At 72.7% G+C, this 23,955-nt stretch carries 21 protein-coding genes; 10 read left to right on the plus strand and 11 right to left on the minus strand.

Annotated elements, in window-relative coordinates; all coding sequences use genetic code 11:
- Positions 1 to 9: 9 nt before the first annotated feature.
- Positions 10 to 1,437 carry a cell wall metabolism sensor histidine kinase WalK gene (locus DEI82_RS13490; RefSeq protein WP_111011060.1) on the minus strand — a complete coding sequence of 476 codons (1,428 nt, stop codon included), beginning with the start codon at positions 1,435 to 1,437 and terminating at the stop codon, positions 10 to 12.
- 16 nt (positions 1,438 to 1,453) lie between these two features.
- Complete coding sequence (locus tag DEI82_RS13495; protein ID WP_111013936.1) at positions 1,454 to 2,131, minus strand: response regulator transcription factor; 678 nt, start codon at positions 2,129 to 2,131, stop codon at positions 1,454 to 1,456.
- Positions 2,132 to 2,431: 300 nt separating this feature from the next.
- Between DEI82_RS13495 and DEI82_RS13500 the strand changes: the two genes are divergently transcribed.
- Positions 2,432 to 2,851 carry a hypothetical protein gene (locus tag DEI82_RS13500; protein WP_146242917.1) on the plus strand — a complete coding sequence of 140 codons (420 nt, stop codon included), beginning with the start codon at positions 2,432 to 2,434 and terminating at the stop codon, positions 2,849 to 2,851.
- Between the two features lie 21 nt (positions 2,852 to 2,872).
- On the opposite strand, the gene DEI82_RS13505 is transcribed toward DEI82_RS13500, so the two are convergent.
- Positions 2,873 to 3,904, minus strand: a complete 1,032-nt coding sequence (locus tag DEI82_RS13505; protein WP_111013898.1) for an aromatic acid exporter family protein — start codon at positions 3,902 to 3,904, stop codon at positions 2,873 to 2,875.
- Positions 3,905 to 3,986: 82 nt separating this feature from the next.
- On the opposite strand from DEI82_RS13505, the gene DEI82_RS13510 reads away from it, so the two are divergent.
- Positions 3,987 to 5,219 (plus strand): phosphotransferase enzyme family protein, encoded by a 1,233-nt coding sequence (locus DEI82_RS13510; protein ID WP_111037276.1) that lies wholly within the window; start codon positions 3,987 to 3,989, stop codon positions 5,217 to 5,219.
- Positions 5,220 to 5,605: 386 nt separating this feature from the next.
- Positions 5,606 to 7,735, plus strand: a complete 2,130-nt coding sequence (locus DEI82_RS13515) for a DEAD/DEAH box helicase (RefSeq protein ID WP_111011065.1) — start codon at positions 5,606 to 5,608, stop codon at positions 7,733 to 7,735.
- A gap of 149 nt (positions 7,736 to 7,884) precedes the next feature.
- Here the strand turns inward: DEI82_RS13515 and DEI82_RS13520 are convergent, their stop codons facing one another.
- A complete protein-coding gene (locus DEI82_RS13520; RefSeq protein ID WP_111011066.1) occupies positions 7,885 to 8,157 on the minus strand; it encodes a mycoredoxin in 273 nt (90 codons plus the stop codon).
- 125 nt (positions 8,158 to 8,282) lie between these two features.
- On the opposite strand from DEI82_RS13520, the gene DEI82_RS13525 reads away from it, so the two are divergent.
- The 3 genes from DEI82_RS13525 to DEI82_RS13530 are packed head-to-tail and all read left to right on the plus strand — an operon-like array spanning position 8,283 to position 11,001.
- Positions 8,283 to 8,621, plus strand: a complete 339-nt coding sequence (locus DEI82_RS13525; RefSeq protein ID WP_111011067.1) for a PadR family transcriptional regulator — start codon at positions 8,283 to 8,285, stop codon at positions 8,619 to 8,621.
- Positions 8,618 to 9,490: a hypothetical protein gene (locus DEI82_RS16015; protein WP_146242918.1), complete on the plus strand. Its 873-nt coding sequence runs from the start codon at positions 8,618 to 8,620 to the stop codon at positions 9,488 to 9,490. The genes DEI82_RS13525 and DEI82_RS16015 overlap by 4 nt, the downstream gene beginning before the upstream one ends.
- Positions 9,487 to 11,001: a CYTH domain-containing protein gene (locus DEI82_RS13530; protein WP_146242919.1), complete on the plus strand. Its 1,515-nt coding sequence runs from the start codon at positions 9,487 to 9,489 to the stop codon at positions 10,999 to 11,001. The genes DEI82_RS16015 and DEI82_RS13530 overlap by 4 nt, the downstream gene beginning before the upstream one ends.
- A 99-nt stretch (positions 11,002 to 11,100) precedes the next feature.
- On the opposite strand, the gene DEI82_RS13535 is transcribed toward DEI82_RS13530, so the two are convergent.
- Positions 11,101 to 13,239, minus strand: coding sequence for a S9 family peptidase (locus tag DEI82_RS13535; protein WP_111037278.1), 2,139 nt, complete (start codon positions 13,237 to 13,239; stop codon positions 11,101 to 11,103).
- A gap of 100 nt (positions 13,240 to 13,339) precedes the next feature.
- Here DEI82_RS13535 and DEI82_RS13540 point away from each other — a divergent pair, with 100 nt between their 5' ends.
- Positions 13,340 to 14,548, plus strand: a complete 1,209-nt coding sequence (locus DEI82_RS13540; protein ID WP_111011070.1) for an amidohydrolase — start codon at positions 13,340 to 13,342, stop codon at positions 14,546 to 14,548.
- A gap of 106 nt (positions 14,549 to 14,654) precedes the next feature.
- On the opposite strand, the gene DEI82_RS13545 is transcribed toward DEI82_RS13540, so the two are convergent.
- Both DEI82_RS13545 and DEI82_RS13550 read right to left on the minus strand, forming a co-directional pair.
- Complete coding sequence (locus tag DEI82_RS13545) at positions 14,655 to 15,545, minus strand: aminodeoxychorismate lyase (protein ID WP_111011071.1); 891 nt, start codon at positions 15,543 to 15,545, stop codon at positions 14,655 to 14,657.
- Between the two features lie 73 nt (positions 15,546 to 15,618).
- On the minus strand, positions 15,619 to 15,969 hold the full coding sequence (locus DEI82_RS13550) for a tryptophan synthase subunit alpha (protein WP_111037288.1): 351 nt from the start codon (positions 15,967 to 15,969) through the stop codon (positions 15,619 to 15,621).
- 97 nt (positions 15,970 to 16,066) lie between these two features.
- On the opposite strand from DEI82_RS13550, the gene DEI82_RS13555 reads away from it, so the two are divergent.
- A complete protein-coding gene (locus DEI82_RS13555; protein ID WP_181434915.1) occupies positions 16,067 to 16,585 on the plus strand; it encodes an 8-oxo-dGTP diphosphatase in 519 nt (172 codons plus the stop codon).
- Here the strand turns inward: DEI82_RS13555 and DEI82_RS13560 are convergent.
- Positions 16,551 to 17,858: an ABC transporter permease gene (locus DEI82_RS13560; protein WP_146242921.1), complete on the minus strand. Its 1,308-nt coding sequence runs from the start codon at positions 17,856 to 17,858 to the stop codon at positions 16,551 to 16,553. The two genes, DEI82_RS13555 and DEI82_RS13560, sit on opposite strands and share 35 nt — an antisense overlap.
- Before the next feature lie 234 nt (positions 17,859 to 18,092).
- Positions 18,093 to 19,781: a sodium:proton antiporter gene (locus DEI82_RS13565; RefSeq protein ID WP_111037281.1), complete on the minus strand. Its 1,689-nt coding sequence runs from the start codon at positions 19,779 to 19,781 to the stop codon at positions 18,093 to 18,095.
- 188 nt (positions 19,782 to 19,969) lie between these two features.
- On the opposite strand from DEI82_RS13565, the gene DEI82_RS13570 reads away from it, so the two are divergent.
- Together DEI82_RS13570 and DEI82_RS13575 are read left to right on the plus strand one after the other, a co-directional pair.
- The gene (locus DEI82_RS13570) at positions 19,970 to 21,226 is read left to right on the plus strand and encodes an inorganic phosphate transporter (protein WP_111013887.1); all 1,257 of its coding nucleotides are present in this window, start codon (positions 19,970 to 19,972) and stop codon (positions 21,224 to 21,226) included.
- Complete coding sequence (locus DEI82_RS13575) at positions 21,223 to 21,438, plus strand: hypothetical protein (RefSeq protein WP_111011076.1); 216 nt, start codon at positions 21,223 to 21,225, stop codon at positions 21,436 to 21,438. The genes DEI82_RS13570 and DEI82_RS13575 overlap by 4 nt, the downstream gene beginning before the upstream one ends.
- 57 nt (positions 21,439 to 21,495) lie before the next feature.
- Here DEI82_RS13575 and DEI82_RS13580 read toward each other — a convergent pair whose 3' ends face one another.
- On the minus strand, positions 21,496 to 22,587 hold the full coding sequence (locus DEI82_RS13580; RefSeq protein WP_146242922.1) for a YihY/virulence factor BrkB family protein: 1,092 nt from the start codon (positions 22,585 to 22,587) through the stop codon (positions 21,496 to 21,498).
- A 10-nt stretch (positions 22,588 to 22,597) separates the two neighbouring features.
- Positions 22,598 to 23,955 (minus strand): MFS transporter (locus DEI82_RS13585; protein WP_375334632.1); only part of this gene is annotated, 1,358 nt, incomplete at its 5' end.

A 23,955-nucleotide genomic window follows, 5' to 3' on the forward strand; every position in this document is an offset into this window, starting at 1 on the left:
CGGGCGGGGTCAGACCGCGGGGACCCGCACCGTCACCTCGAGGCCGCCGGACCGGACGTTGCGGAGGCTCGCCGTGCCTCCTGCGCGCTCGGCGATGGCGCGGACGATCGCGAGTCCGAGGCCCGAGCCGCCGGGCGAGGGATGCACGGACCGTCGGGCGGCGTCGGGGCGGGTGAAGCGGTCGAACGCGACGGGGACGAACGCGTCCGGGACGCCTGGCCCGTCGTCGGTGACCTGGAGCACGCCCTGCCCTGCCTCCGCACGCCAGGTGACGACGATGCCGCCCCCGGGTTCGAGCGCGGCGACGGCGTTGCCCGCGATGTTCGTGACGAGCTGCGCCATGCCACTCGTGTCGAGCCGGTAGCGCGGTTCGACGGTGCCGCCGCCGATGCCCGGCCCGGACCCCCCGACGGCGATCGGGGGTTCGAGCTCGAAGTCGACGGTGATGTCCTTGGCGCCCGCGATGAGCCGGACGCGGTCGACGGCGGACATGACCTCGTCGCCGAGGTCCGTCCAGCTCGTCGTGCGCGCCACCTCGTCGGCCTGGGCCTCGGTCTCCTCGACGCGGGACAGCGTGAGCAGGTCGTTCGCGAGCCGGGACAGCCGCGCGACGTTCTGCTTGGCGCGGTCGATGTGTCCCGCGAGCGCGTCGGCGTCGCCGGTGTCGAGCGACGCGAGGTCGAGCTGCGTCGTCAGGATCGCCAGCGGCGTCCGGAGTTCGTGGCTTGCGTCCGACACCATCTGCCGTTCCCGTTCCGTGGCCTGCCGGGTCCGGGCGAGGAACGCGTTGAGCGTCGTCGCGAGCGAGGACAGCTCGTCCTGCGCGGGACCGACGGGGAGCTCGGCCCGGTCGGTTGTGCCCCGGAGCCGTTCGGCCTCGCGGCGCATCTGGGCGACGGGCCGGAGCGCCACGGTCGCCAGGATCCACGACGCGATCCCGAACGCCACGAGGATCACGAGCCCGAGCACGCCGAGCGTCTCGGTGAGGTCGTCCACGACGATGCGCTCGGACTGCGCGTTGCGGGCGGCGACGACCGTCCACCGGCCGGCGTCGTTCGTGACGTGCTCGACGACGACGCGGTACTCGGAGCGGTCGACGGTGATCGACGAGGTCCGGGCGCTCGCGGTGGACAGGGATCGGATCTCGTGTTCGAAGCTCCGTGGCATGGTCGTCAACTCGAGCTGCCCGGTCGGCGACACGACGGCGACCAGCTGACCGTTGCCGGGACTCCCGAGGTCGGGCGAGCTGTCGACCTCGAGCGCGGCGATGTAGGGGTCCGCGTCGGCGACGAGCAGGGTCGTGGTGGCGCTCGCGACGACGGAGATCACCTGGAGCCGGACGACGACGACGAGCAGGACGATGACGATGGCCGCGATCGCGGTGCTGCCGATGGTGATCCGTGCGCGGAGCGACAGCAGACGGAGCGGCCGGAACACGGCGGGGAGGACCGGTTCAGGCCCCGACGCTGTCGAGGCGGTACCCGCGACCGCGCACGGTCGTGATGGCGACCGACGCGTCGTGCGCGGAGAGCTTCTTGCGGAGGTACGAGATGTACTGCTCGACGACGTTCGGGTCGACGTGCTGGCTGCCGTCCCAGACCTCCTCGAGGATCTTGGGCCGGTCCACCACGCTCCCGGCGGAGCGGGCGAGCAGCCGGAGGAGCGCGAACTCGGTCGGGCTCATCGCCACGCGTTGGCCCTGCACGACGACGCGTCGTGCCTCGGAGTCGATGGCGACGTCGGCGACCTCGATGGTCCGAGGTGCACCAGCCGCCTCGCGCCGGCCGAGGGCCCGCAGGCGCGCGGTGAGCTCGGCGAACGCGAACGGCTTCGTGAGGTAGTCGTCGGCACCGGAGTCGAGGCCGTACACGCGGTCGTCGACGGCGTCCCGCGCGGTGACGAGGAGGATCCGCATCGGGTCCTCGCGCTCGCGGATGCGGCGGCTCAGCTCGAAGCCGGACATGCCGGGCATCATGACGTCGACCACGGCGAGGTCGTACGCCTGCTCGCCGAGCGCGATGAGCGCCTCCACGCCGTTCTCGACGGCGGTGACCCGGTAGCCCTCGGCAGCGAGTCCCCGTTCGAGGAGCGCGCGCATCTCGTCGTCGTCCTCCACCACCAGCAGCCGCATGTCCTGACCTCCTCGGGCCATCGTGGCACTCCGCGCTGCGGGGCGTGCGGCGTTCCCCGTGGTGTCGCTGAATCTCGTCACAGCGTCGGTGCGGGCCGCCGCGCCGGTGGACGGCCGGGAGGCCCGATCCGCGTCCGCCACGTCCACTCCGCGCATCGTCGGACGACCGGTCCGCACATCCTCGGGCACACATCGCGCACGCAGCGTCCGCACGTTGCTACGCTGCGGCGACGACGTGCGCTCGGCGCCGTCGACGTCGCACCCCGGGGTGCGACGGGGGAGCAGGAGACGGGGGCCGTGGTGACGGGGGACGAAGCGTCGGTGGGGCCGACGGAGGACGAGCGTGTCGACGACCGGTTCGCCGGCGACCGACTCGTGGACGACGGGTGGGGGGAGGCCCTCCACCCGGCGGTGCGCCGATTACGACTCGAACTGCGTGCGGCGTGGCGGGTGATAACGGGGCTCCAGGACCTCGCGGCGCCGCACCGGGCGCGGGCGCTCGCGGACCTGCGGGCGGGCCTCCCGGACGTCGCGGGCCGAGCGGGGCGCGCCGACGCGGTCGCGGCGCTCGCGGAGATCCGGGCGGCGGCGCGCCATCGCACCGACCCGGTGGCCGACGCGGCCGTCGGGGACGCGTGGGACGAGCTCATCCGCACGACGCTCGCCGCGGCGACCGCGACGGCGACCTGCTCGGAGCGGTGCGCGGACCCGCTGCGCTGACCGGGCCGGCGCGTCGTCGGGTCAGGCCCCCTCGCCGAGGAGTTCCTCGCGCACGCGGCGGATGTCCTCGAGCAACGACCCGATGAGGATCCAGTGGTCCTCGTTCGGCCGGAGCACGACGACCGGGGCGGTCAGTGTCGGCGAGGCGGGATCCTCGGCGATCGGCCGCTGATCGGCAGCGGCGAAGGCCCGGACCTCGGCGGCGATCCGTGCGACCTCGGTGGCGATGCGGCCGATCGCGCGGTCCTCGACGAGGTCGGGCGCGACGTTGTCCCGGATCGCCCGGGTCATCCCGATCACGCGGGTGACGATCACGGCGAGGTGCCCGGCGATCTCCATGTCGCGCTCGAGGATCGTCCGGTGGCGCCCGCCGCGCGGGTTCATCGTCAGGCTCTCCCGCGCGGCGGCCAGCGCGGCGTCGGAGCGGGCCTGCGCCTGCCGCAGCGTCCGCGCGGTGACGAGGTCGGCCTCCCACCCGGTGCGGTCCCGGCCCTCGGTGAGTCCCACGGCGATGCGCTCGAACGCCGATGCGGTGTCCCGCGCGAGACGGGCGACCGCCAGGTGCGCGGGCTGGAGCAGCACGGGCGGCACGATGAGCGCGTTCACGGCGAGGGCGACGAGGGCGCCGATGACGGTCTCGATGATCCGGTCGACGGCGTAATGCGGCGTGGTCGCGCCGGTCGACAGGACGAGCATCGCGCTGATCGGGATCTGCGTCGACGAACCGGGCGTGAGCCGGAGCGTCCACGCCAGGAGGATCGCCAGGACGATCACGAGCAGCACGATCCACGTGTTGTCACCGAGCAGCAGGTGGAGCGCGGTGGCGAGCAGCACGCCGAGCACCACTCCGGCGCTGCGTTCCAGGCCGCGGACGAACGACTGGTTGACGCTCGGCTGCACGACGAGCAGCGCGGCGATCGCGGCGAAGATCGGGTACTCCGAGTCGAGCAGCGCCGTGCAGAGCACCCAGGCGGCGATCGTGGCGACCGCGGTCTTGACGACCTGCAGGAACGGCGTCCGCGTCGCCTGACGGAGACGCGCGACGGGGTTCACGGTCCGAGGCTACCGAGCGCCGCTCCCGGCGTATCGATGCGGGACACGGTTGACTGGGCGCGTGTGGCCCGACCATGATCGCGTGCTCCCCGAGGCGTTCGCCGGTTCGGGGACGACGGTGCTGTCCGCGCGCGCACACTCGGTCGAGCCGTCGGGCAACGGCTACCTGTACGGCTACGAGGTCGACACCGTCGACGCCGCCGGGGCACGGGCGACGGTGCTCACCTACGTCGACACGGGCGGCGGCCACGACCAGCACTCCGCCGTCGTGCTCGACGCCGTGACCGGCGACGCCGTGTCGGTGTGGGCCTACCCGAACGACCCGGGCCTCCCGGTGTTGCCGCACGTGACCTACCGGGACGCGGTGGCGGAGCTGTTGACCGCCGCGGGCATGCCGGTCACCGCACCGACGCTCACGGTCGCGGCGTACCGACCCGGCAAACGCGCGGTGGTCCGCGTCGACTCGCCCCAGGGCACGGTGTTCCTCAAGGTCGTGCGACCACACCGCGTCACCCCGATCGTCCGGACGCACGAGCAGTTCGTGGCGGCCGGACTCCCGGTGCCGCGCGTGCTGTCGTCCCGCGGTGACGGTCTGCTCGTGCTCGAGCGCGTCCGAGGCGTTCCCGCGGGCAGTCGCATCCTCGAGATCGCGGACGATCCCCGGTTCATCGCGTCGCTCGCCGCACTGACCGGCCGGATCGCCACGGTCCGGCTGACGCAGCAGGCGCGTGCGGACGCGATGGACCACGCGGACTGGCACCGGCGCACACTCGTGTCCGCGCTGCCGAGGGAGGCCGAGGAGATCGACCGGCTGTACGACGCGATCGGGCGGCGCTCGATCGGGTGGTCGACGTCCGACCGTCAGGTGGTGCACGGTGACCTGCACCTCGAGCAGATCTTCGTCGACGAGCATGAGCCGTGGCGGATCTCCGGCCTGCTCGACATCGACACCGCCGGGTGGGGGCACCCGGTCCGGGACGTCGGCGCCGTCGTCGCACACCTCGTCGTCACGGGCCTCTGGCACCGGTCGCGCGGGGACGCCGACCGGGGCGCCGCCGCCGAACGGCTCGCCGACGCGATCGCGCGGGACTGGGTGCGACGCAACCCGGACGGCGCCGAGCGCATCGGACCCGCCATCGGCTCGCAACTCCTCGCCCATGCCGGTGGCCAGGCGACGACCGGATCGGCGAACGGGATCGCGACGGCGGAGCAGCTCCTCGCCGCGACCCGTGCCGCGCTCGCCGCACCGGCGGCGACGCTGCCCGCCCCGGCGCCCGGTCTGCGGCCACGGTCCGCACCCGGTCGCGGGTCCTGAGGCGGGGTCTCCCGGGCGTCCCACATGGTGCGGGGGAGGCGCGGTGCACTAGACTGGATGCGCACGCGCCGTGCGCCGCACGCCGTCCCGATTCCGGGGGCGGCCCACCCGGTTCCGGGGGCGGTCACGTGTCCCGGCCCCCCGGAGTCGGGACGCGACGGCGGTGACCCGACATCCGTGCGGCGTCGCGAGCGTGTGACAGTTCATGGAGGGGCACCCACCCGGTCTCCTGATCGGTACCGGCCCGGCGCGTCGAACAGGCTCGCCCCGGGCCACGTCCGGTCGTGTCGCACGGGTGTCCGGAACGACGGCCGCGCGCGGTCCGTCACGAGACGTACCGGCGGACACCGTCGGGGACTCCCGTCGATCGGGAGACAGGAGGAGCGTTGGCTCGATCAGGCATCAGGCGAGCGGCCGGCGGCGTGCGGTCCGCACCCCGTCGCACGCGACCCGTCGACAACGAGGGGCTCATCCCCGTGCTCGCCCGCGCCGTGCGCGAGGTCGAGGCGGCGGCCCAGCGTGGGGCGCTCCGCCCCTCGAACCGCACGAAGTTCCAGGCCGTCGCGCAGCTCATGCGCGAGGAGCGCGCCCGCGTCAAGGCGGACGCCGACCTGACCGACGCGCAGCGCGCCGAACAGCTCAAGCGGCTCGACGGCGTCGCCACCATCCTCGCCAAGACCGCGGCCCGCGACACGAGCGTCATCCAGCTCCTCGCCGAGGACGCCCCCGTCTCCGAGTCGACGCGGACCGTCAAGCGGGACATGATGATCGCCGCGGGCATGGAGCTCGCGCCCGAGGAGCTCGTCATCGCCGCCGAGCCGACCTCGCCGGTCGAGGCCCCGGAGCGGGCCGTCGTGCCGCAGCAGGTCGTCGCCCGGCAGCTGGCGAACCCGTTCCTCCCGCCGGACTTCTCGCTCGCCGAGGCCCCCGTCGCGCACCCGCGGCGCCTCGCGAACTGGGAGCTGTTCGGCCCGCTGTTCAAGTCGTTCGAGTACGGCGCGGGCGGGGGTGTGGCGTCGATGCCGCTCCCGGAGCCCACGACCCTCCGGACCCCCGCGGGTGCCGAGCTCATGAAGCACCAGGCGGAGCTGGTCGCGTCGGCGGCGCAGGGGCACCGCACGTTCCTGCTCGCCGACGAGCCGGGCCTCGGCAAGACGGCGCAGTCGCTCCTCGCCGCGGACGCCGCGAACGCGTTCCCGCTCCTCGTCGTGGTCCCGAACGTCGTCAAGACGAACTGGATGCGCGAGGCCCAGCGGTGGGTGCCGAACCGATCCGTCACGGTGCTGCACGGGGACGGCGAGGACATGGACGGCTTCGCCGACGTCATCGTCGTCAACTACGAGATCCTCGACCGCCACGTGGGCTGGCTCGGCGCGCTCGGGTTCCGGGGCATGGTGGTCGACGAGGCGCACTTCATCAAGAACAAGGAGTCCCAGCGCTCCCGGTTCGTGCTGCAGCTCGCCGAGCGCATCCGCGAGCGCATGGCCCGGCCGCTCCTCATGGCGCTCACCGGCACCCCGCTCATCAACAGCGTCGAGGACTTCCGGACGATCTGGCAGTTCCTCGGCTGGATCGACGACAAGAAGCCCCGCGCCGAACTCATGAACGCCCTCGAGGACATCGGGCTGACCCCGGCCGAGCCCGGCTTCTTCGTGGAGGCCCGTCGCGCCGTCATCGAGATGGGGATCGTCCGACGCCGCAAGGTCGACGTCGCGGCGGACATCCCCGCGCGCCGGATCGCGGACATCCCCGTCGAACTCGACGACGAGGTCGGCCGGTCGATCCGCGACGCCGAGCGCGAGCTGACCGCGAAGCTCGTCGCCCGCTACCACCAGGCGCTCGCCGCCCGCACCGGCCAGGCCCCGGTCGAGGGCATCGACCACAAGCTCGTCCGCCAGGTCGCGCGGTGGGAGCTCGAGGACCAGGACGCCACGACGACCGGCGAGAACGTGTTCTCGATGGTCCGGCGCATCGGTCGTGCCAAGGCCCAGCTCGCGGCGGACTACGCGGCGCAGCTCGCGTCGAACGTCGGCAAGGTCGTGTTCTTCGCCAAGCACCTCGACGTCATGGACCAGGCGGAAGAGGTCTTCGCGCGCCGTGGCCTGCGGACCGCGACCGTCCGCGGCGAGCAGTCGACGGCGCAGCGCACGGCCGAGATCGACGCCTTCGTCAACGACCCGGACGTGGCGGTGATCGTCTGCTCGCTCACCGCGGCCGGCGTCGGCCTCAACCTGCAGGTCGCGTCGAACGTCGTCCTCGCGGAGCTGTCGTGGACGAGCGCCGAGCAGACGCAGGCGATCGACCGCGTGCACCGCATCGGACAAGAGGAGCCCGTCACGGCGTGGCGGATCATCGCGGCCCAGACGATCGACACGAAGATCGCCGAGCTCATCGACAGCAAGGCGGGGCTCGCCGCGCGGGCGCTCGACGGCTCGGACGAGGAGCTCGTCGACTCGGGCGACATCCAGCTCGACGCGATGGCGGCCATGCTCACGGACGCGCTCGAGGGGCGCTGACCCCGTCGCCGGACGCCCGCGGTCGACGCGCCCGGCGCGCGAACGGCCCCGGAGACCACTGGTCTCCGGGGCCGTTCCCGTGGGGATGGATCAGGTCGCGCGTCCCCGCGGCGTCCGCGTCCACGCGCGGCCGCCGACGAGGGCGGTGCTCAGATGCGGGACTGCACCTCGGCCAGCGAGGGGTTCGTCGCCGTCGAGCCGTCCGGGAACACGAGGGTCGGGACGGTCTGGTTCCCGCCGTTCACCGCGGCCACGAGCTCTGCCGTGCCGGGGGTCTCCTCGATGTTGACCTCGGTGTACGTGACACCGGCGCGGTCCATCTGGGTCTTCAGTCGCTTGCAGTAGCCGCACCAGCCGGTCGTGAACATCGTGACGGTGCCGGCGGCGGGGACGAACGCGTCCTTCGAGATCGTGTCACTCATGATGCCGACGGTAACCGGCGTGCCTGCGCGGGTATTCCTGCCGGACGCCGCCCCGGCCCTCCCGGCCGGCCCACCGGACAGCAGGACCGGTTGACACACCTATCCGACATAGGTAGGTTGCGTCCATGGAACCACTCCAGCGCGTCACCGCACCGACGCTCGACGTCCTCCAGGCCCTGCTCGCCCAGGAGGAGCCACTCTGGGGCCTCGTGCTCATCAAGACCACGGGGCGCCCGTCCGGCACGGTCTACCCGATCCTCGAGCGGCTCGAGCGCCAGGGCTGGATCACCGGGTCATGGGATGACGACCCCGACCGATCCGGTCCGCGTCGCCGCCGCTACGCGTTCACGGGGGAGGGCCGGGTCGCCGCCCGCGACCTCGTCGCGTCCGCCGACGAGCACCGGGCACGCGCCGCCGCGCGACCGTCACGGCGCACCGCGCCCGGCCGGACGGTGACCCCGTGATCGGCCCCCGATCGTCGGCGGCTCGACACGGCGCCGAGGGCGCGTCGACCGCGCCGCACCCGCTCGCGCGAGCGGTCGTCGACCTCGCCGTCGCACTCTCGCCCGCCGACGACCGACCGGTCCGCATGGAGCAGTGGCACGCGGACCTCCGCGACGCCGCCGACCTCGACCTGCCCCGCGCCGGCCTGGCGTTCGGGGCGCTCACCACGGCGCTGTTCCACCGCCGCGCCGTCCACCGATCGACCTGGGGGGAATCCATGTCCGCACTGTCGGGGCGCGCCGCGCCGCGCACCATCCGCACGTCCTCGGCGCTCGTCGCCTTCGCCATCTGCTCGATGCTCGTCGGAGCCGGGCTGTCCGCCATGGGATCGCGCTACGACGGATCGGACTGGATCCGGGTCCTCACGGTCGTCGTCGTGGCCCTCCTCGTCGTCGTCCCGGCGCTCGCGGCCATCGGTGCCCTGCTGCTGACGGACGCGTCGACCCGCGGCCGCCAGCTCGCCGGTGTCGGGTTCGTCGTGCTCGGCGCGGCCGGACTCGCGGCCCTCGTCCTGACGTCGACGCCCGGACCCGCGTGGGCGTGGCTCGGTGGGTCGGCGGTCGCCGTGGCGGCCGGCCGCCTCGTGCTCCGCTCCAGGTCCGCGACGGACTGGTGGCTCCTCGGCATGCCCGTGATCGCGACGGCGCTCGGTTGGCCGTTGACCGAGGTCTGGAGCCTCGCGACCGTCGTGCCCTACACGGCGCTGTTCCTCGTCATGCTCCTGGCCTATGTCGTCCCCTTCCTCGGGAGCATCGCGGCGGCCGTCCTCGCCGGGCGTCTCGACGACGCTCGGGCCACCGGCGGCGGGCTGGTAGACAAGGACGTGTGAGCGACACGCACCTCGAGATCGAACGCACCTACGACCTGGCCCCGGAGGCCGAGTTGCCGGACCTGATCGGGGTCGGCGGGATCCTCCGCACCGAGCGGCAGGAGCCGTTCGAGCTCGACGCCACGTACTGGGACACCGAGCGCTTCGACCTGGTGGCCGCACACGTGACGGTCCGCCGCCGCACGGGAGGCCCCGACGCCGGCTGGCACATCAAACGCGCGGCCTCGGACACGGTCCGGCACGAACAGCACTTCCCGCTCACCGAGGACACCGACACCGTGCCCGACGCGGTGCTCGCGGCGCTGTTCGCCGAGCGCCGGGGGCGGGCGCTGCGCCCCGTGGTGCGGATCCGGACGGAACGGGCCGTGACGCGCCTCCTGGACGAGGACGGCGACCAGGTCGCCGAGCTCGCGGACGACCACGTCAGCGCCTTCCGGCTCGACCCCGACGCGCCGACCGGGCCGCGGACGTGGCGCGAGGTCGAGGTCGAGGCGGTCGAGGGCGTCGACGAGCAGGTGGCGCAGACGCTGTTCGACGGCCTCGACGCGCGGTTCGCCGAGCGTGGTGCGCAGCCGGCGGCCGTCTCCTCGAAGCTCGCCCGTGGCCTCGCGGGCGTCGACGCCCCGCGCCTCCGCACCACGGACAAGCCGGCCAAGGGCTCCGCCGCGCGCGTCCTCCGCAAGCGCGTCGCGCGACTGCGCTCGTCGCTCGCCCGCCGGGAGGCCCGGCTCCGGTCCGGCGACACCGCCGACCTCCGCGGACTGGCCACCACGTCGCTCGGCCTGGCGGCGGTGCTCGGCGCCTACCGCGCCGCCTTCGCCGACGCGGACCTCACCGACCGCGCGGTGGCCGCCGCGGAGACGCTCGCCGACGTCGTGAGCCGTGCGGCGTCGGCCGAGTACCTCGTCGGCGACCTCCACCGGGCCGGGACGCCGGCGCAGGACGCACTCGTCGACACCCTGGCGCGCGAACGGCTCCTCGCGGCGACCCGTGAGCGTCGCGACGAGGCGGTGCGCGACACCCTCCGGTTCCTGCACACGCCGGAGTACCTCGACCTGCTCGACCTGCTCGACGACGCCGTGGAGCGACCCGAGCCGACCGCCTGGGCGCTCCGGACCCCGAAGCGGGTGGCTCAGGACGTCACGGCCGCCGAGAAGCCCGTCGTGCGCGAGCTCGTGCGCGCCGCGGTCGGTGACGACCCGGCGGACGAGACCGGCGACCGCGAGGCGACCGAACGCGCGTGGCTGGCCACGATGCGGATGCGGATCGCGATGGACGTCCTCGGGGACGAGGCCTTCCCGCACGCACTCGGCCGCCGGATCACCGTCGCGGCGGACGTCCTCACCGAGCGGGCGCAGTCCCTGCACGCGCTCGAGGAGCTCCGACACGTCGCCGGCATCGCGACGCGCGCGGGGGAGGACACGTTCGGCTACGGCGTGCTCGCGGGCGACCGCGTGCGTCGTGCCGAGGAGTCCTACGACGACGCGGTGCAGGCCCTCTCGCGCGTCTGACCCAGCCCGTCACCCTCTCCCGCGAGATCGCAGTCGTTGCCGCTCAGGACGCTCCCGGAACGGCAACGACTGCGATCTCGGGGGTCGGGGATCGCGCTGTCAGGACCGCGGTTCGGCCTCGGCGAGACCGAGCACGTCGAGCAGCCACGCCAGCTCGAAGGCCCGCTCGCGCCAGGAGTCGTAGCGCCCGCTCACCCCGCCGTGTCCCGCCGCCATCTCGGTCTTGAGCAGCACCGGCGCACCGACCTCGCGCAGGCGCGCCGTCCACTTGGCGGGCTCGACGTACAGCACCCGGGTGTCGTTGATCGACGTGACCGCCAGGATCCGCGGGTAGGTGACGTCGTCGCGGACGTTCTCGTACGGCGTGTACTCGCTCATGTACCGGTAGACCTCGGAGTCGTGCAGGGGATCGCCCCACTCGTCCCACTCGATCACCGTGAGCGGCAGGTCCGGGTCGAGGATGCTCGTCAGCGCGTCGACGAACGGGACCGCCGCCAGGATCCCCGCGAACCGGTCCGGTGCGATGTTCGCGACGGCGCCCATGAGCAGCCCGCCGGCGCTGCCGCCTTCGGCGACGACGCGGTCCGGCGTGGTGCGGCCGGTCGCGATCAGGTGGTCGGCGACCGCCACGAAGTCGGTGAACGTGTTCTTCTTGGTCAGGGTCTTGCCCTGCTCGTACCAGTGCCGGCCCATCTCGCCGCCCCCGCGGACGTGCGCGACCGCGAACACGACGCCGCGGTCGAGCAGCGACAGCCGCATGACGCTGAAACCGGGGTCGATGCTGTGCTCGTACGAGCCGTAGCCGTACAGGTGGACGGGAGCGGGCCTCCCGGCCGGCACCGCGTCGCGGCGCCACACGAGCGAGACGGGCACGCGCGTGCCGTCCGGTGCGGTCGCCCACTGGCGTTCCTGCACGTAGTCCTCGGAGCGGTAGCCGCCGAGCACCGGCTGGCGCTTCCGCACCGTGATCGCGCCCGACGCGAGGTCGAGGTCGCCGACCGTCGACGGGGTCACGAACGACGTGAACGTCAGGCGCAGGGTGGGCTGGTCCCACTCGGGGTTGCCGCCGAAGCCCGCCGAGAACAGCTCCTCGTCGAACGGGACCTCGTGCGCGTCGCCGTACCCGTCGCCCTCGATCGGTACGATCGCAACGCGGGGGAGCGCCTCGGACCGGTACTCGACCGCGAGGTGGTGGGCGAACGCGTCCACCGACTCGATGCGGCGCTCCGGGTCGTGCGCGATGACCACGCGGCGGTCGCTCGTCGACGTCGGGTCGTCCGCGGGCACGTCGACGAGCTCGAAGTTCTCGGCGCCGTCGTTGTGCAGGACGAGCAGCCGGTCGCTCCCGCCGACGACCGCGTGCTCGACGTCGTACTCGACGCCCTCGCGACGCGGCCAGACGACGTGGAACTCGCCCGTCGGGTCCGCCGCGTCGAGCAGGTGGACCTCGGACGTGATCTTCGACCCGAGCTCGATCACGATGTACTGCGACGACCGGGTGACGCCGACGCCGACCCAGTAGCGGTCGTCGGGCTCCTGGAACACGGCGACGTCCTCGCCGGTCCCGCCGACCTCGTGCCGCCAGATGGTGTCCGGACGCCACGACTCGTCGACGGTGGGGTAGAACACGTACCGGCCCGACGGGTCGAACGCGGCACCGGCCCCCGTGCCCTGGATGACGTCCGGCAGGTCCTCACCGCTCGTGAGGTCGCGCACGTGCAGCGTGTACCGCTCGTCGCCGGCCGTGTCGATGCCGTAGACCAGGCGCTCGCCGTCGTCGCTGACGTCGTACGTGCCGAGCGCGAAGAAGTCGTGCCCCGCGGCGAGCAGGTTGCCGTCGAGCACCACCTGCTCGCCCGGCACCTCGGCGCCCGCCTCGACCTCGGGCGGGGTCCAGTCGTCCTCGTCGGTGATCGGCGCGCGGCAGTGGACGCCGTACTGGCTGCCCTCGCTCGTGCGCGTGAAGTACCAGAACCGGCCCATCCGCACCGGCACGCTGAGGTCGGTCTCCTGCACCCGGGCACGGATCTCGTCGAACAGCCGGTCGCGCAGCGGGGCGAGGTGCGCGGTCGCCGCGTCGGTGTACGCGTTCTCGGCTTCGAGGTACGCGAGCGTCTCCGGGGACTCCTTGTCACGGAGCCACTCGTAGTCGTCCACGAACCGGACCCCGTGGTGGGTCCGGGTGACCGGGTGCTTCGCGGCGATGGGAGGGGTGGTCGAGGACGCGTCGGAGCTCACCGGCCCAGCCTAGGACGCGCTCCGGCGGTGCACCTGGACGGTCCGGGAGGCCCGGTGCCGGTGACCGGGACCGCATCCGCCGGTCGGTAGCGTGGTCCGCATGAGCAAACGATCCTTCGTCATCACCGGTGCCCACGTCGTCCCCGTCGTCGGGGACGAGTTCGACGGCGGCGCGGTCGTCGTCGAGGACGGACGCATCACCGCGGCGGGCCCGGACGTCGCCGTGCCCGAGGGGCTACCGGTCGTCGACGCGGCGGGCACGTGGCTCGTGCCGGGCTTCGTCGAGGCGCACGGCCACGTCGGCATCCACGAGGAGGCCAACGGCGTCGCGGGCAACGACACGAACGAGATGACCGGCCCGAACATGGCCGCCGTCCGCGCGATCGACGCGATCGACATCGACGACGAGGGCTTCCGGGACGCGCTGTCCGGCGGCGTCACCGCGATCGTGGTCAAGCCCGGCTCGGGCAACCCCATCGGTGGCCAGACCGTCGCGATCAAGAGCTGGGGCGGCCGGACGATCGACGAGCAGCTCATCTCGGACAGTGTCAGCGTCAAGAGCGCGCTCGGCGAGAACCCGAAGCGCGTCTACGGGGCGAAGGACCAGACGCCGTCGACCCGCCTCGGGGTCGCGAAGGTGATCCGCGAGGCCTTCGTCGCCGCCGACCACTACCGCACCGCCCGTGCGGCCGCCGCGGGGAAGGGCGAGCCGTTCGAACGCGACCTCACCAAGGAGACGCTCGCGCGCGTCCTCGACGGGGAGCTCGCCTGGGACCAGCACACGCACCGCCACGACGACATCGCCACCGCGATCCGCCTGTCCGAGGAGTTCGGTTACCGGCTCGTCGTCAACCACGGCACCGAGGGGCACAAGCTCGCGGGTCTCCTCGCCGAGAAGGACATCCCCGTCGTGTACGGCCCGCTGTTCACGAGTCGCTCGAAGGTGGAGCTCCGGGACCGCGCGATCACGAACCTCGCCGAGATCGCGGCGGCCGGGGTCCGGGTCGCGATCACGACGGACGCGCCCGTCGTGCCGATCAACATGCTCGTGCTGCAGGCGACGATGGCGGTCAAGGAGGGCCTGCCCCGGCAGACGGCGCTCGAGGCGCTGACGACGAACCCGGCGACGTTCCTCGGCTTCGGCGACCGCGTGGGTCAGATCACACCCGGCTACGACGCCGACCTCGTGCTCTGGTCCGGCGACCCGCTCGACGCGACCTCGCGTGCGCTCCGCGTCTTCATCGACGGCGCCGAGGTCTACACGTGGGACGCGGAGGCGCACCGCGGGGTGACCGTGCCGCGGTTCTGACTCCCGGCCGCCCGCCGTGGCGCCGGTCGGGAGGCCCGGATCGCGACCGCCCTGCCGGGCGCGGCTCGGGCCTCCCGGCCGTCCGCCGGGTCACGGCCTCCGGCGCCTACGCGGTGCGGTCGAGCAGGAACGTGTTCATCGCGGCGGTGAGCTCGAGGTCCATGTCGCGCACGTCGCCGTTGACGGAACGGATCGGGGCAGCGAGCCGGGAGCTCGACACGAGCCACAGTGCGTCGGCGGCACGGAGGTCGTCGAGCGTCACGAGCTCGTACGAGGTCGCGATCCCGCGGTCCTCGGCGAAGGCGAAGACGTCCGCCTGCGTCGTCCCCGCGAGGATGCCGATGTCGGTCCGGGGCGTGACGAGGTCGTCGCCGCGTCGGAGCAGGAGCGTCGAGCGCGGGCCCTCGAGGACGTAGCCGTCGGTCGAGACGAACAGGGCGTCGTCGGCCCCGCGACGAGCCGCCTCACGCAGGGCGGCCATGTTCACGGCGTACGACAGGGTCTTGGCGCCCTGGAGCAGCCAGGGACTCGTGCGGGCGACGTCGTGGCGGTACCCGCGGTCGAGCGTGACGACGGCGATGCCCTGCTCGCGGGGCATGGTGTACTCCTCGGCCGGGGCCGCGTACACGTAGCCCGTCGGTCGGCCGTCGCCCTCGACGCCGCGGGACATCACGGTCTTGCAGTAGGCCTCGCGGACCGGATCGAGCTCCGCGACGACGGCCTCGACCGCGCGGCGCCAGACGTCGAGGTCGGGTGCGGGCAGGTCGAGCATCGCGGCCGAGCGGGCGAGACGGTCGAGGTGTGCCTCGAGTGCCTGCGGTCGACCGTCCGTGACGTTGAGGGTCTCGAACACGCCGTCACCGCGGACCAAGCCGAGGTCGAGCACCTGGACGTGCGGCTCGATCGGACCCTCGAAGGTGAACGCGTCGGCGCCGGGGTCGTGCGCCTCGGCGTGCTGGGAGGGACGGTTCAGGATCGCGAGGACGGTTTCGGTCATGCGGTCAGTCAAGCGCATCCGCTGCCGGTCCCCGGGCCTGGCCGGCGGGTGTCAGCGGACGCGTCGGACCGGGTCAGCGGCCCTCGGGGATCGCGCCCATGAGCTTCCAGACCGCGCTCGACAGCTCCGGGTGCGCGAGCGCGATGCGCCGGAGGCGGTGGTACTCCTCGCCGTGCGCCGTACCCGAGCCCGACGACGGGTGCTGGGTGCGTCCGCCGGCACGGTGCTCGATGCGGGAGTCGACCTCGATGGCCTCGGCGCGGAGGATGAGCACGACCTGCTCGTCGACCGTCGGGATCAGGTGCATGAACTCCCACGGGTCGTCACCCTGGCGACAGCGGTGTTCGACGATGACGGCGATCTCCTCCGCCGCCTCGGCACGGAGCACCTCGAGGCTCCGCCCCGCGTTCCGGGACTCAGCCACGGTGTGCCCGTACCTGCGCTGCCATGGAGCGAGCCTACGCCACGCCTTCGGGGACATCGACGCCGCGCTCCCCGGCGTGCTCGGGCAGACTCGGAGCGTGCCGCACGTCGCGTCGAAGGACCAGCACCCGCGGGTGTGTGTCGTCTACCTGCTCCGATCCGGGCCCGCCGGGGTCGAGGTCCTGCTCGGACGGAAGCGGCGGGGGCTCGGGGTCGGACGGCTCGTCGGCCCCGGCGGCAAGCTCGAGCCCGGCGAGGACGCCCGCTCGGCCGCGGTGCGTGAGGTCGCGGAGGAGGTCGGGCTCGAGGTCCGTGCCGAGGACCTCGAGCCGCGGGGGACGCTCGACTACCGGTTCCCGTTCCGGCCGTCGTGGAGTCAGGTCTCGGACGTGTTCGTCGCCGAGCGGTGGGACGGCGAGCCGCGCGGTGGCGACGAGCTCGAACCGGGCTGGGTCCCCGTCGACGCCGTGCCCTACGACGCCATGTGGGACGACGCCCGCTACTGGCTGCCGGGGGTCCTGCGCGGCGGGAGCGTCCGTGCGCGGTTCACCTTCGGCGAGGACTGTGCCACCGTGTCCGGGTTCACCGGGTCCGGCGTCCGTGCGGCGGTCGACTGATCGCGACGGCGCCGGTGCGGGGTGCGGCGGTGCCCTCGAGGCCCTCGAGCCCGCCAGTGAAGACGTCGCCCGTCATCCGGGCGTCCTGGAACCCCGCGTCGTGGTGGTCGTCACCGTCGCCTCGGCCGGGGCGGATGGTGCTCAGCGTGCCCGTCTCGGTCGACTGGAGTCCGTGCCGCGCGAGTTCCTCGTCGCGCTGCTGGCCCAGGAAATCGCGGTTCGCGGCCTGCGCGTCCCCGAACATCGTCGTGCGACCGGTGACGATCATCCGGATGCGGCGGTGCTCCCACCACATCTTGCCGACGACCATGAGCACGATCCCGGCCGCGGCGTAGGAGGCCATCGTGACCAGCCCGCGCTCGTACGAGGGTCCGACCCCGTACACCGTGTGCTTGATCATCTCGACCATGCTCGAGCCCACCACGACGTGGTTCAGCCAGGCGAACGGCTCCGGCATGAACCACTTCGGGTAGGCACCGCCCGACGACGGCATCGACAGGAAGACGAAACAGATCATGGCGGGTGCGGCGATGAACCGCCCGGCGAAGTAGCTCAGGCCGTTCACGGTCAGTCCGATGGCGACGATCCAGCCCCAGGCGATGAGCACGAGCGCGGCGAAGTGTCCGTGGATGGCGCCGACGACCGGGCCGGCCAGGGTGTTCGTGATGAGGGAGATGACGATCCCGCCCACCACGATGACCGCGACGCGCGTGCGGTGGCGCAGCGGGCCGCCCATGATGCCGATGAACATCGCCACCATGTACCCGCCGATGCACCACGCGAGCATGACGTACATGGCGACGGTGCCGTACTCGTCCCAGCGTGGCAACGGGGCGAGTTCGGTGATCGTCGGTGCCGGACCCCCGCCGGCCGTGATCACCGACGACAGGGTCGCGGGGACGAGGCTCGCCACCTGGAACTGGTGCGCGCTCGCCTTGAACACCGTGTTCGACGACGGGTCGTAGGCGACCGCCATGAGTCCGCTCACCACGTCGTGCTTCGCGCGGGTGAGCGAGTCGACCGTGTGGAACACGTACTCGCCGGGCAGGGCCTTGTGCACGGCCGCGACGAGTGCCGGGTCCGACCCGACCAGCGCGATCGGGACGTCGTGCGGATGGGGTGCGTGGAACGCCGCGATGTAGCACAGGCAGAACCCGACGATGAAGAACAGGGGCATCCAGAGCTGCAGGCCGATGAGTTGCAGCGAGGGGTGGAGGGTTCCGTACCAGCGGCGGTAGCGACTGATGTGCTGGGGCTCGGGCGCACGGGTCACGGTCCGTCCCCGCCCGGCGATGCGGGTACCCCGACGCGGCGACGATCCCCGGGTCGCCGGCCTCGTGGTGCGGGCCGTCGGTGTGCTGCGGTGCACTCCGGCACGGTCCGGGACGTCGTTGTTGCGCGGTGTGCTCACGCGGGCTGGGCCACCTCTCTGGGCTTCGGACGAAGGCTTCCAGGGTACGCCGCCGCCGCTTCGAGCCCACATGGCCGGGAGGTGCGGGCCGCGCGGTCAGGACCGGCTGCGGCCCGCCTGGGACGAGTCCATCGCGAGCTCCTCGGCGTCCAGGCTGATGAGGACGCGGCGCATGACCTCTTCGTCCAGGGCGCCGTGCTCGCGCTCGCGGAGCACGACCTCGCGCCGGCGGGCGAGGAGCTCGCGCCGGACCGCCTGGACCTCGGCGGCGGTGAGCCGGGACGGGGCCTCGCGGGCGTCGAGGCGCTCGTCCTCGGCGTCGTGCTGGAAGTCCTCGGCCTGTCGCTCCAAGCGCCGCCGCAGCCGGCCCACGGTCGCGTCCACGGCCTCCCGTCCGTACCGCTCCGCCCAGACGTCGTGCCGCTCGCGGATCAGGTCGATCGCCGCCTCGGTCGTGCGGTGGGACAACAGGAGCTCGGCCGCGGTGTCGCGCTCGTGCTCGCCCGGGTCGTGGACGTGCAGACGGCGGATGACGATCGGCAGGGTGAGCCCCTGCAGCAGGAGGGTCCCCACGGTGACGACGAACGCGATGAGGAAGATGGTGTCCTGCGCGGGGATGTGCGTCGGCGAGGACACGACGGCGACGGCGGCGGCCAGGGTGACCACGCCGCGCATCCCCGTCCACGAGATCACCGTGAGCTCCTGCCAGGTCATCCGTGGTTCGGCCGCGCCGCGGAGCCACCGGAGGCGCGGCCTGCCCCGGGTCGCGCGGACGACGAGCGGTCGGAGCCAGCGCCCGTTCACGCGGCGCCGCCAGTACGACAGGAACACGAACGCGGGACGGACGAGCACGACGACGCCGAGCACCACGAAGGCCACCCCGACGCTCTCGAGCAGGCTGCGGTGGCTGGCGAGCGTCTCGTGCACGACCGTGTTGAGCTGCAGCCCGATGAGCGCGAACACGAAGCCCTCGAGGATGACGTCGGCGCTCGTCCACAGTGGGCGCTCCTGGAGACGGGTCTCGTAGCCCTCCTTCGGCGAGTTGTACCCGATGTACAGGCCGGCCGTGACGACCGCGATCACGCCTGAGCCGCCGAGTTCCTCGGCGAGGACGTAGGCCACGAACGGGAGCAGGATGCTCATGATGGTCGCGATCACCGGGTCGCCCAGCCGCATCCGGAGCCAGTGCACGAGCACGCCGAGGACCCCGCCGACCAGGAGTCCCACGACGATCGCCAGGGCGAAGATCCCGGCGTCCTCCCACAGGGTCAGCGACTCGCCCGCGATGATGAGCGTGAAGACGCGGACGAGGGTCAGGGACGCCGCGTCGTTGATGAGGCTCTCGCCCGACAGCACGGTCATCACGCGGCGGGGGAGCCCGAGCTTCCGGCCGATCGCCGCGGCCGACACAGCGTCGGGCGGGGCGACGATCGCGCCGACGAGGATCGCGGCGGGCAGGGTCATGTCCGGTACGAGCAGGTAGGCGACGGCGCCGACGACGATCGCGGTCACGATCACGAGCACGATCCCGAGCCGACGGATCTGCCGGAGCGACTGCCGGAAGCTCTGCCACGTCACGTCGAGCGCCGCGGAGTACAGCAGCGGCGGCAGCACCACGGTGAGGATGACGTCGGAGTCGATCTCGATGTGCGGCAGCCCGGGGACGAACGAGGCGGCGAGCGCGGCGGCGGTGACGAGGAGCGGCGCGGGCAGGCCCTTGGCGCGGGCCAACGCGGTGAGCGCGAGGGACACCACGAGGACCACGAGCAGTTCGGCGATGTCCATCGGGCGGGAGTCCTCTCGTCGTCGGCCTGTCCATCTTCTCAGAGACCGCCTGGTGCGGGCTGGACGGGCCCTGAGCGCGACGACAGCGGACGAGGACGGGCGGTGCTCGCCCACCGAGTGGACGCCGGTGGACGGGGGATGGACATCAGGTTGCCCCGCGGTGCCCGGAACTGGGAGACTCGTCGGCGGTGGATCTCACACTCATAGTCGTCCTGGTCATCGCGTTGGCCCTCTTCTTCGACTTCACGAACGGTTTTCACGACACCGCCAACGCGATGGCGACCCCGATCGCGACCGGCGCGATGAAGCCGACGGTCGCGGTGTCCGTCGCGGCGGTGCTCAACCTCGTCGGGGCGTTCCTCAGCACCGAGGTGGCGACATCGATCTCGCACGGCCTCATCAACGAGGGGCCGGGTGGCGTCGCGATCACCCCGGCGATGATCTTCGCGGGGCTCATCGGTGCCGTGACCTGGAACATGATCACCTGGCTCCGCGGCCTGCCGTCCTCGTCCAGCCACGCGCTGTTCGGTGGCCTCATCGGCGCGGCCATCGTCGGCGCGGGCTTCGGCTCGGTGAACTACGCCTCGCTCCTCACGGTGGTGATCATCCCGGCCGTCCTCTCGCCGGTCATCGCATCGGTGGTCGCGTTCCTGGCGACCCGCATCGCCTACACGGTCACGCGGCGCAAGGGCGCGCCGAACGAACGCGGCGGCTTCCGCATCGGGCAGATCTTCACCTCGTCCATGGTGTCGCTCGCCCACGGCACGAACGACGCCCAGAAGACCATGGGCGTCATCACGCTCACGCTCATCGCGGGCGGGTTCCAGCGCAGCGGGTCGGGCCCGGAACTCTGGGTGATCGTGGCCTGCGCCATGGCGATCGCGCTCGGCACGTACACGGGCGGTTGGCGCATCATCCGGACGCTCGGCAGCGGGCTCACGGACATCCGCGCGACGCAGGGCTTCGCCGCCGAGGCCTCGACCGCCGCGACGATCCTCGCGTCGAGCCACGTGGGCTTCGCCCTGTCGACGACGCAGGTGTCGTCGGGATCGATCATCGGTGCGGGGCTCGGTCGCCGCGGGTCGAAGATCCAGTGGTCGACGGCGGGCAAGATCGTCATCGCGTGGTTCATCACGTTGCCCGCCTCGGCAGCCGTCGGCGCGGTGGCGTCGGCGATCGCCCGCATCGGCACGGCCGGGCTCGTCGTCGACGCCGTGCTCGGGGCCGTGATCATCGCCGGGCTGTTCCTGTGGTCGCGGCGGAACCCGGTCGAGCAGGCCGCGGCGATCGAGGTCGACGTCGCCGCGAACTCGGTCCTCACGCGCAAGCAGCGCCGCGACCTGCAGCGCCGGAAGCGTGCGGAGGAGGTCGCGGCCCGCCGGGTGGCGTTGAGCCGCGAGAAGACCCTGCGCCGGATGGCCGCACGGAGAGGAGGCCGTCGATGATCGACTGGGGAGGCTTCTTGCTCGTCGTGCTCGTCGCGCTGATCTCCGCGTGCTTCGTCACCTCGGTGTACGGGCTCGGACTCCGTCTGTGGGTCACCGGGCGCGACGGCCGCGCGCGGTCGGCGCGTGCGGCGGCGGTGCTGTGCTTCGCGGTCTGCGCGGCCACGGTGCTGTACGGGGTGTACCTGATCGTCCCGCAGTTCCACCAGTAGCCCCGTCGGCCCGGTCACGAGACCGACGGAGCGGGCGCGGGTCGGGCCTCCCGGCCGTCAGTCCGTCGGCAGCGGCCGCTCGTCGCGCACGCGGACCTGGTTCGCGAGGTCGCGCAGACGCTGTTCCTCACGTTCGGTCTCGGGATCGGGCTCGGGCAGCTCGGCGGCGGCCAGGCGCACCTGCCGCGCGGTCGCGACGTCGTGGTCGTGCCACCGTGCCAGCGCGAAGTTGCGGCGCACGTCCCGGAGGGGGAGGCGGATCGTGGCGTCCGCCTCGACGCCGGCGAACAGCTGCCGCATCCGGATGATCTCCGAGTCGAGCTCGCCCCCGACCACGAGCACGAAGTTCGAGATGTAGAGGTAGACGAGCAGCAGGATCGCTCCACCGAGCCAGCCGTACGCGTGGTTGATGGACCCGATCGTCTTGACGTACACGACGAACCCGAGGGTCGCGAGGGCCCAGGTGCCGATCGCGAACCCGGCTCCGGCCGAGACCCACCGCAGGTGTGGTGCCCGGACGTTCGGCGTCGCGTAGTACAGCACCCCGACCATGACGACGAGGGTCGCGAGGAGGACGGGCCACTTGCCGACGTCCCACAGGCCCTCGAGCCAGGCCGGCCACCCCATCCGGTGCACGACCGTGGCGACCGCCGTCGGGGTGCCGAGCAGGATCGTGATCGCCACGGCGCCCCCGACCATGATGAGCATCGTGACGAGCAGCATCATGCTGCGGAACTTCCAGATCCGTCGCCCCTCCTCGACCTCGTAGGCCGTGTTCATCGCGCGGCCGAACGCGGTCGCGTACCCGGACAGCGACCACAGGGTCAGGAGGAGGCCGATGGCCAACGCGAGCTCCGGGCTGTCGAGCGCGGTGAGCTGCCGGAGCGGCGTCTCGAGGTGTCGCGCGGTCTCCGGGCGGATGATGGCGCCGAGGATCTGGATGATGTCGGTGATCGTGTCACCGGAGCGGTCGAGGATCGACACGGCCGACACGACGGTCAGGGCCGTGGGGAACGCCGTCAGCGTGGCGAAGAACGTGAGCGAGGCAGCGGCGTCGACGACCCGGTGCCGGATGACCTGGTGGGTCGTCCGCCGGACGACCGTCCGGAACCCGGTGCGCTTGAGGGCACGCGAGTCGGCGTCCTGCATGCCGCCCACGCTAGCCGTCCGCGGGGCGGAGGGCGTCGTACCGCCGGAACGAGGGAACGAGGCGCAGCAGGAGCGCCACGAGTCCGATGATCACGACGCCGCCGACGATCGGCGGGACCGCGATGCCGACGGCCACGACGAGGCCCGCGTACAGGTCGCCGATCCGGGGACCGCCGGTCACCACGACGACGAAGATGCCCTGCAGTCGGCCGCGCATGCCGTCCGGTGCGGCGGCCTGGAGGATCGTCCCGCGGAACACGCTGCTCACGTTGTCCGCGCCACCGGACACCAGGAGCGCCGCGGACGCGAGCACGAGCGCCGGCAGGATCCCGATGCCGAACCCGACGTGGGCGCGGCCGCCGAGCGCGTGGGCGGCCGCGATCACGATGCCGAACACGGCGATCGAGGCCCCGTAGACCGTGATCGCCCAACCCACCGCCTCACCCTGGCGTCGGACGTGTCCGAGCGGGCCGGAGAACACGCTCGACACGAGTGCCCCCACGGCGTACGCGGCCGTGAGCACGCCGACCGTGATCGAGCCGCCGCCGATGACGAGCGCCCCGATCGCGGGGAACAGGACGCGGGGTTGGCCGAACGTCATCGCGATGATGTCGAGCACGAACGTCATCGTGATCGTCGGGGAGCGCCGGAGGAACCGTGCACCCTCGACGAGCGACCCGAGCCCCGGGCGCTGTGCGTCGTGCTCCGGCGCCATGCGCGGCAGCGTGATGATCCCCGTGAACGCGAAGCTGAAGAGGACGACGTCGATCGTGTAGGTGGGCGCGTACCCGACGGCGGCTACGAGCACGCCGGCGACGGCGGGCCCCACCGTGACGGCGAATCCCGTCCCGATGCCGCTGAGCGCTCCGGCGGCCGGCAGCAGGTCGGTGCCGATGAGCCGCGGGATGATCGCGGAGCGGGAGGCCCCGATCACCGTCCCGGCGACCGCGTTCACCGTCGCGAGCACGTACAGCAGCGCCACGTTCTCGAGGCCGAGCCAGGCGTGCGTGGCGATGAGGGCGGTGGACACCCAGGCGAGGACCGCGCTCGCGAGGGCGACAGCGCGGCGGTCGAACGCGTCGGCGAGCATGCCGCCGTACAGCCCGGCCGCGATCATCGGCACGAGCGAGATGACCCCGACGAGCGAGACCGCGAACGTCGACCGGGTGATGTCGTACACCTCGAGGCCGACGGCCACGGTCGTCATCTGGGTCCCGATGCCCGCGACCGAGCTCCCGACCCAGAGGCGGGCGAACGCGGGGGACCGGCGCAGCGGCGTGAGGTCGGCGAGGAGCGACCGGTGCCGGGTCGGCTCGGTGTCGACGGACGCGGGAGGGGTCGGAGTGGTGGGGGTCTGATCGTGGGGGG

The sequence above is a fragment of the Curtobacterium sp. MCBD17_019 genome (assembly GCF_003234555.1).
In the GTDB taxonomy this organism is placed as follows: Bacteria; Actinomycetota; Actinomycetes; order Actinomycetales; family Microbacteriaceae; genus Curtobacterium.

Excerpts from the sequence above, each read along its gene's own strand:
- DEI82_RS13495 (WP_111013936.1), bottom strand. The coding sequence starts at position 2,131 with ATGCGGCTGCTGGTGGTGGAGGACGACGACGAGATGCGCGCGCTCCTC.
- DEI82_RS13520 (WP_111011066.1), bottom strand. The coding sequence starts at position 8,157 with ATGAGTGACACGATCTCGAAGGACGCGTTCGTCCCCGCCGCCGGCACC.
- DEI82_RS13525 (WP_111011067.1), top strand. The coding sequence starts at position 8,283 with ATGGAACCACTCCAGCGCGTCACCGCACCGACGCTCGACGTCCTCCAG.
- DEI82_RS13540 (WP_111011070.1), top strand. The coding sequence starts at position 13,340 with ATGAGCAAACGATCCTTCGTCATCACCGGTGCCCACGTCGTCCCCGTC.
- DEI82_RS13545 (WP_111011071.1), bottom strand. The coding sequence starts at position 15,545 with ATGACCGAAACCGTCCTCGCGATCCTGAACCGTCCCTCCCAGCACGCC.
- DEI82_RS13565 (WP_111037281.1), bottom strand. The coding sequence starts at position 19,781 with ATGGACATCGCCGAACTGCTCGTGGTCCTCGTGGTGTCCCTCGCGCTC.
- DEI82_RS13575 (WP_111011076.1), top strand. The coding sequence starts at position 21,223 with ATGATCGACTGGGGAGGCTTCTTGCTCGTCGTGCTCGTCGCGCTGATC.
- DEI82_RS13580 (WP_146242922.1), bottom strand. The coding sequence starts at position 22,587 with ATGCAGGACGCCGACTCGCGTGCCCTCAAGCGCACCGGGTTCCGGACG.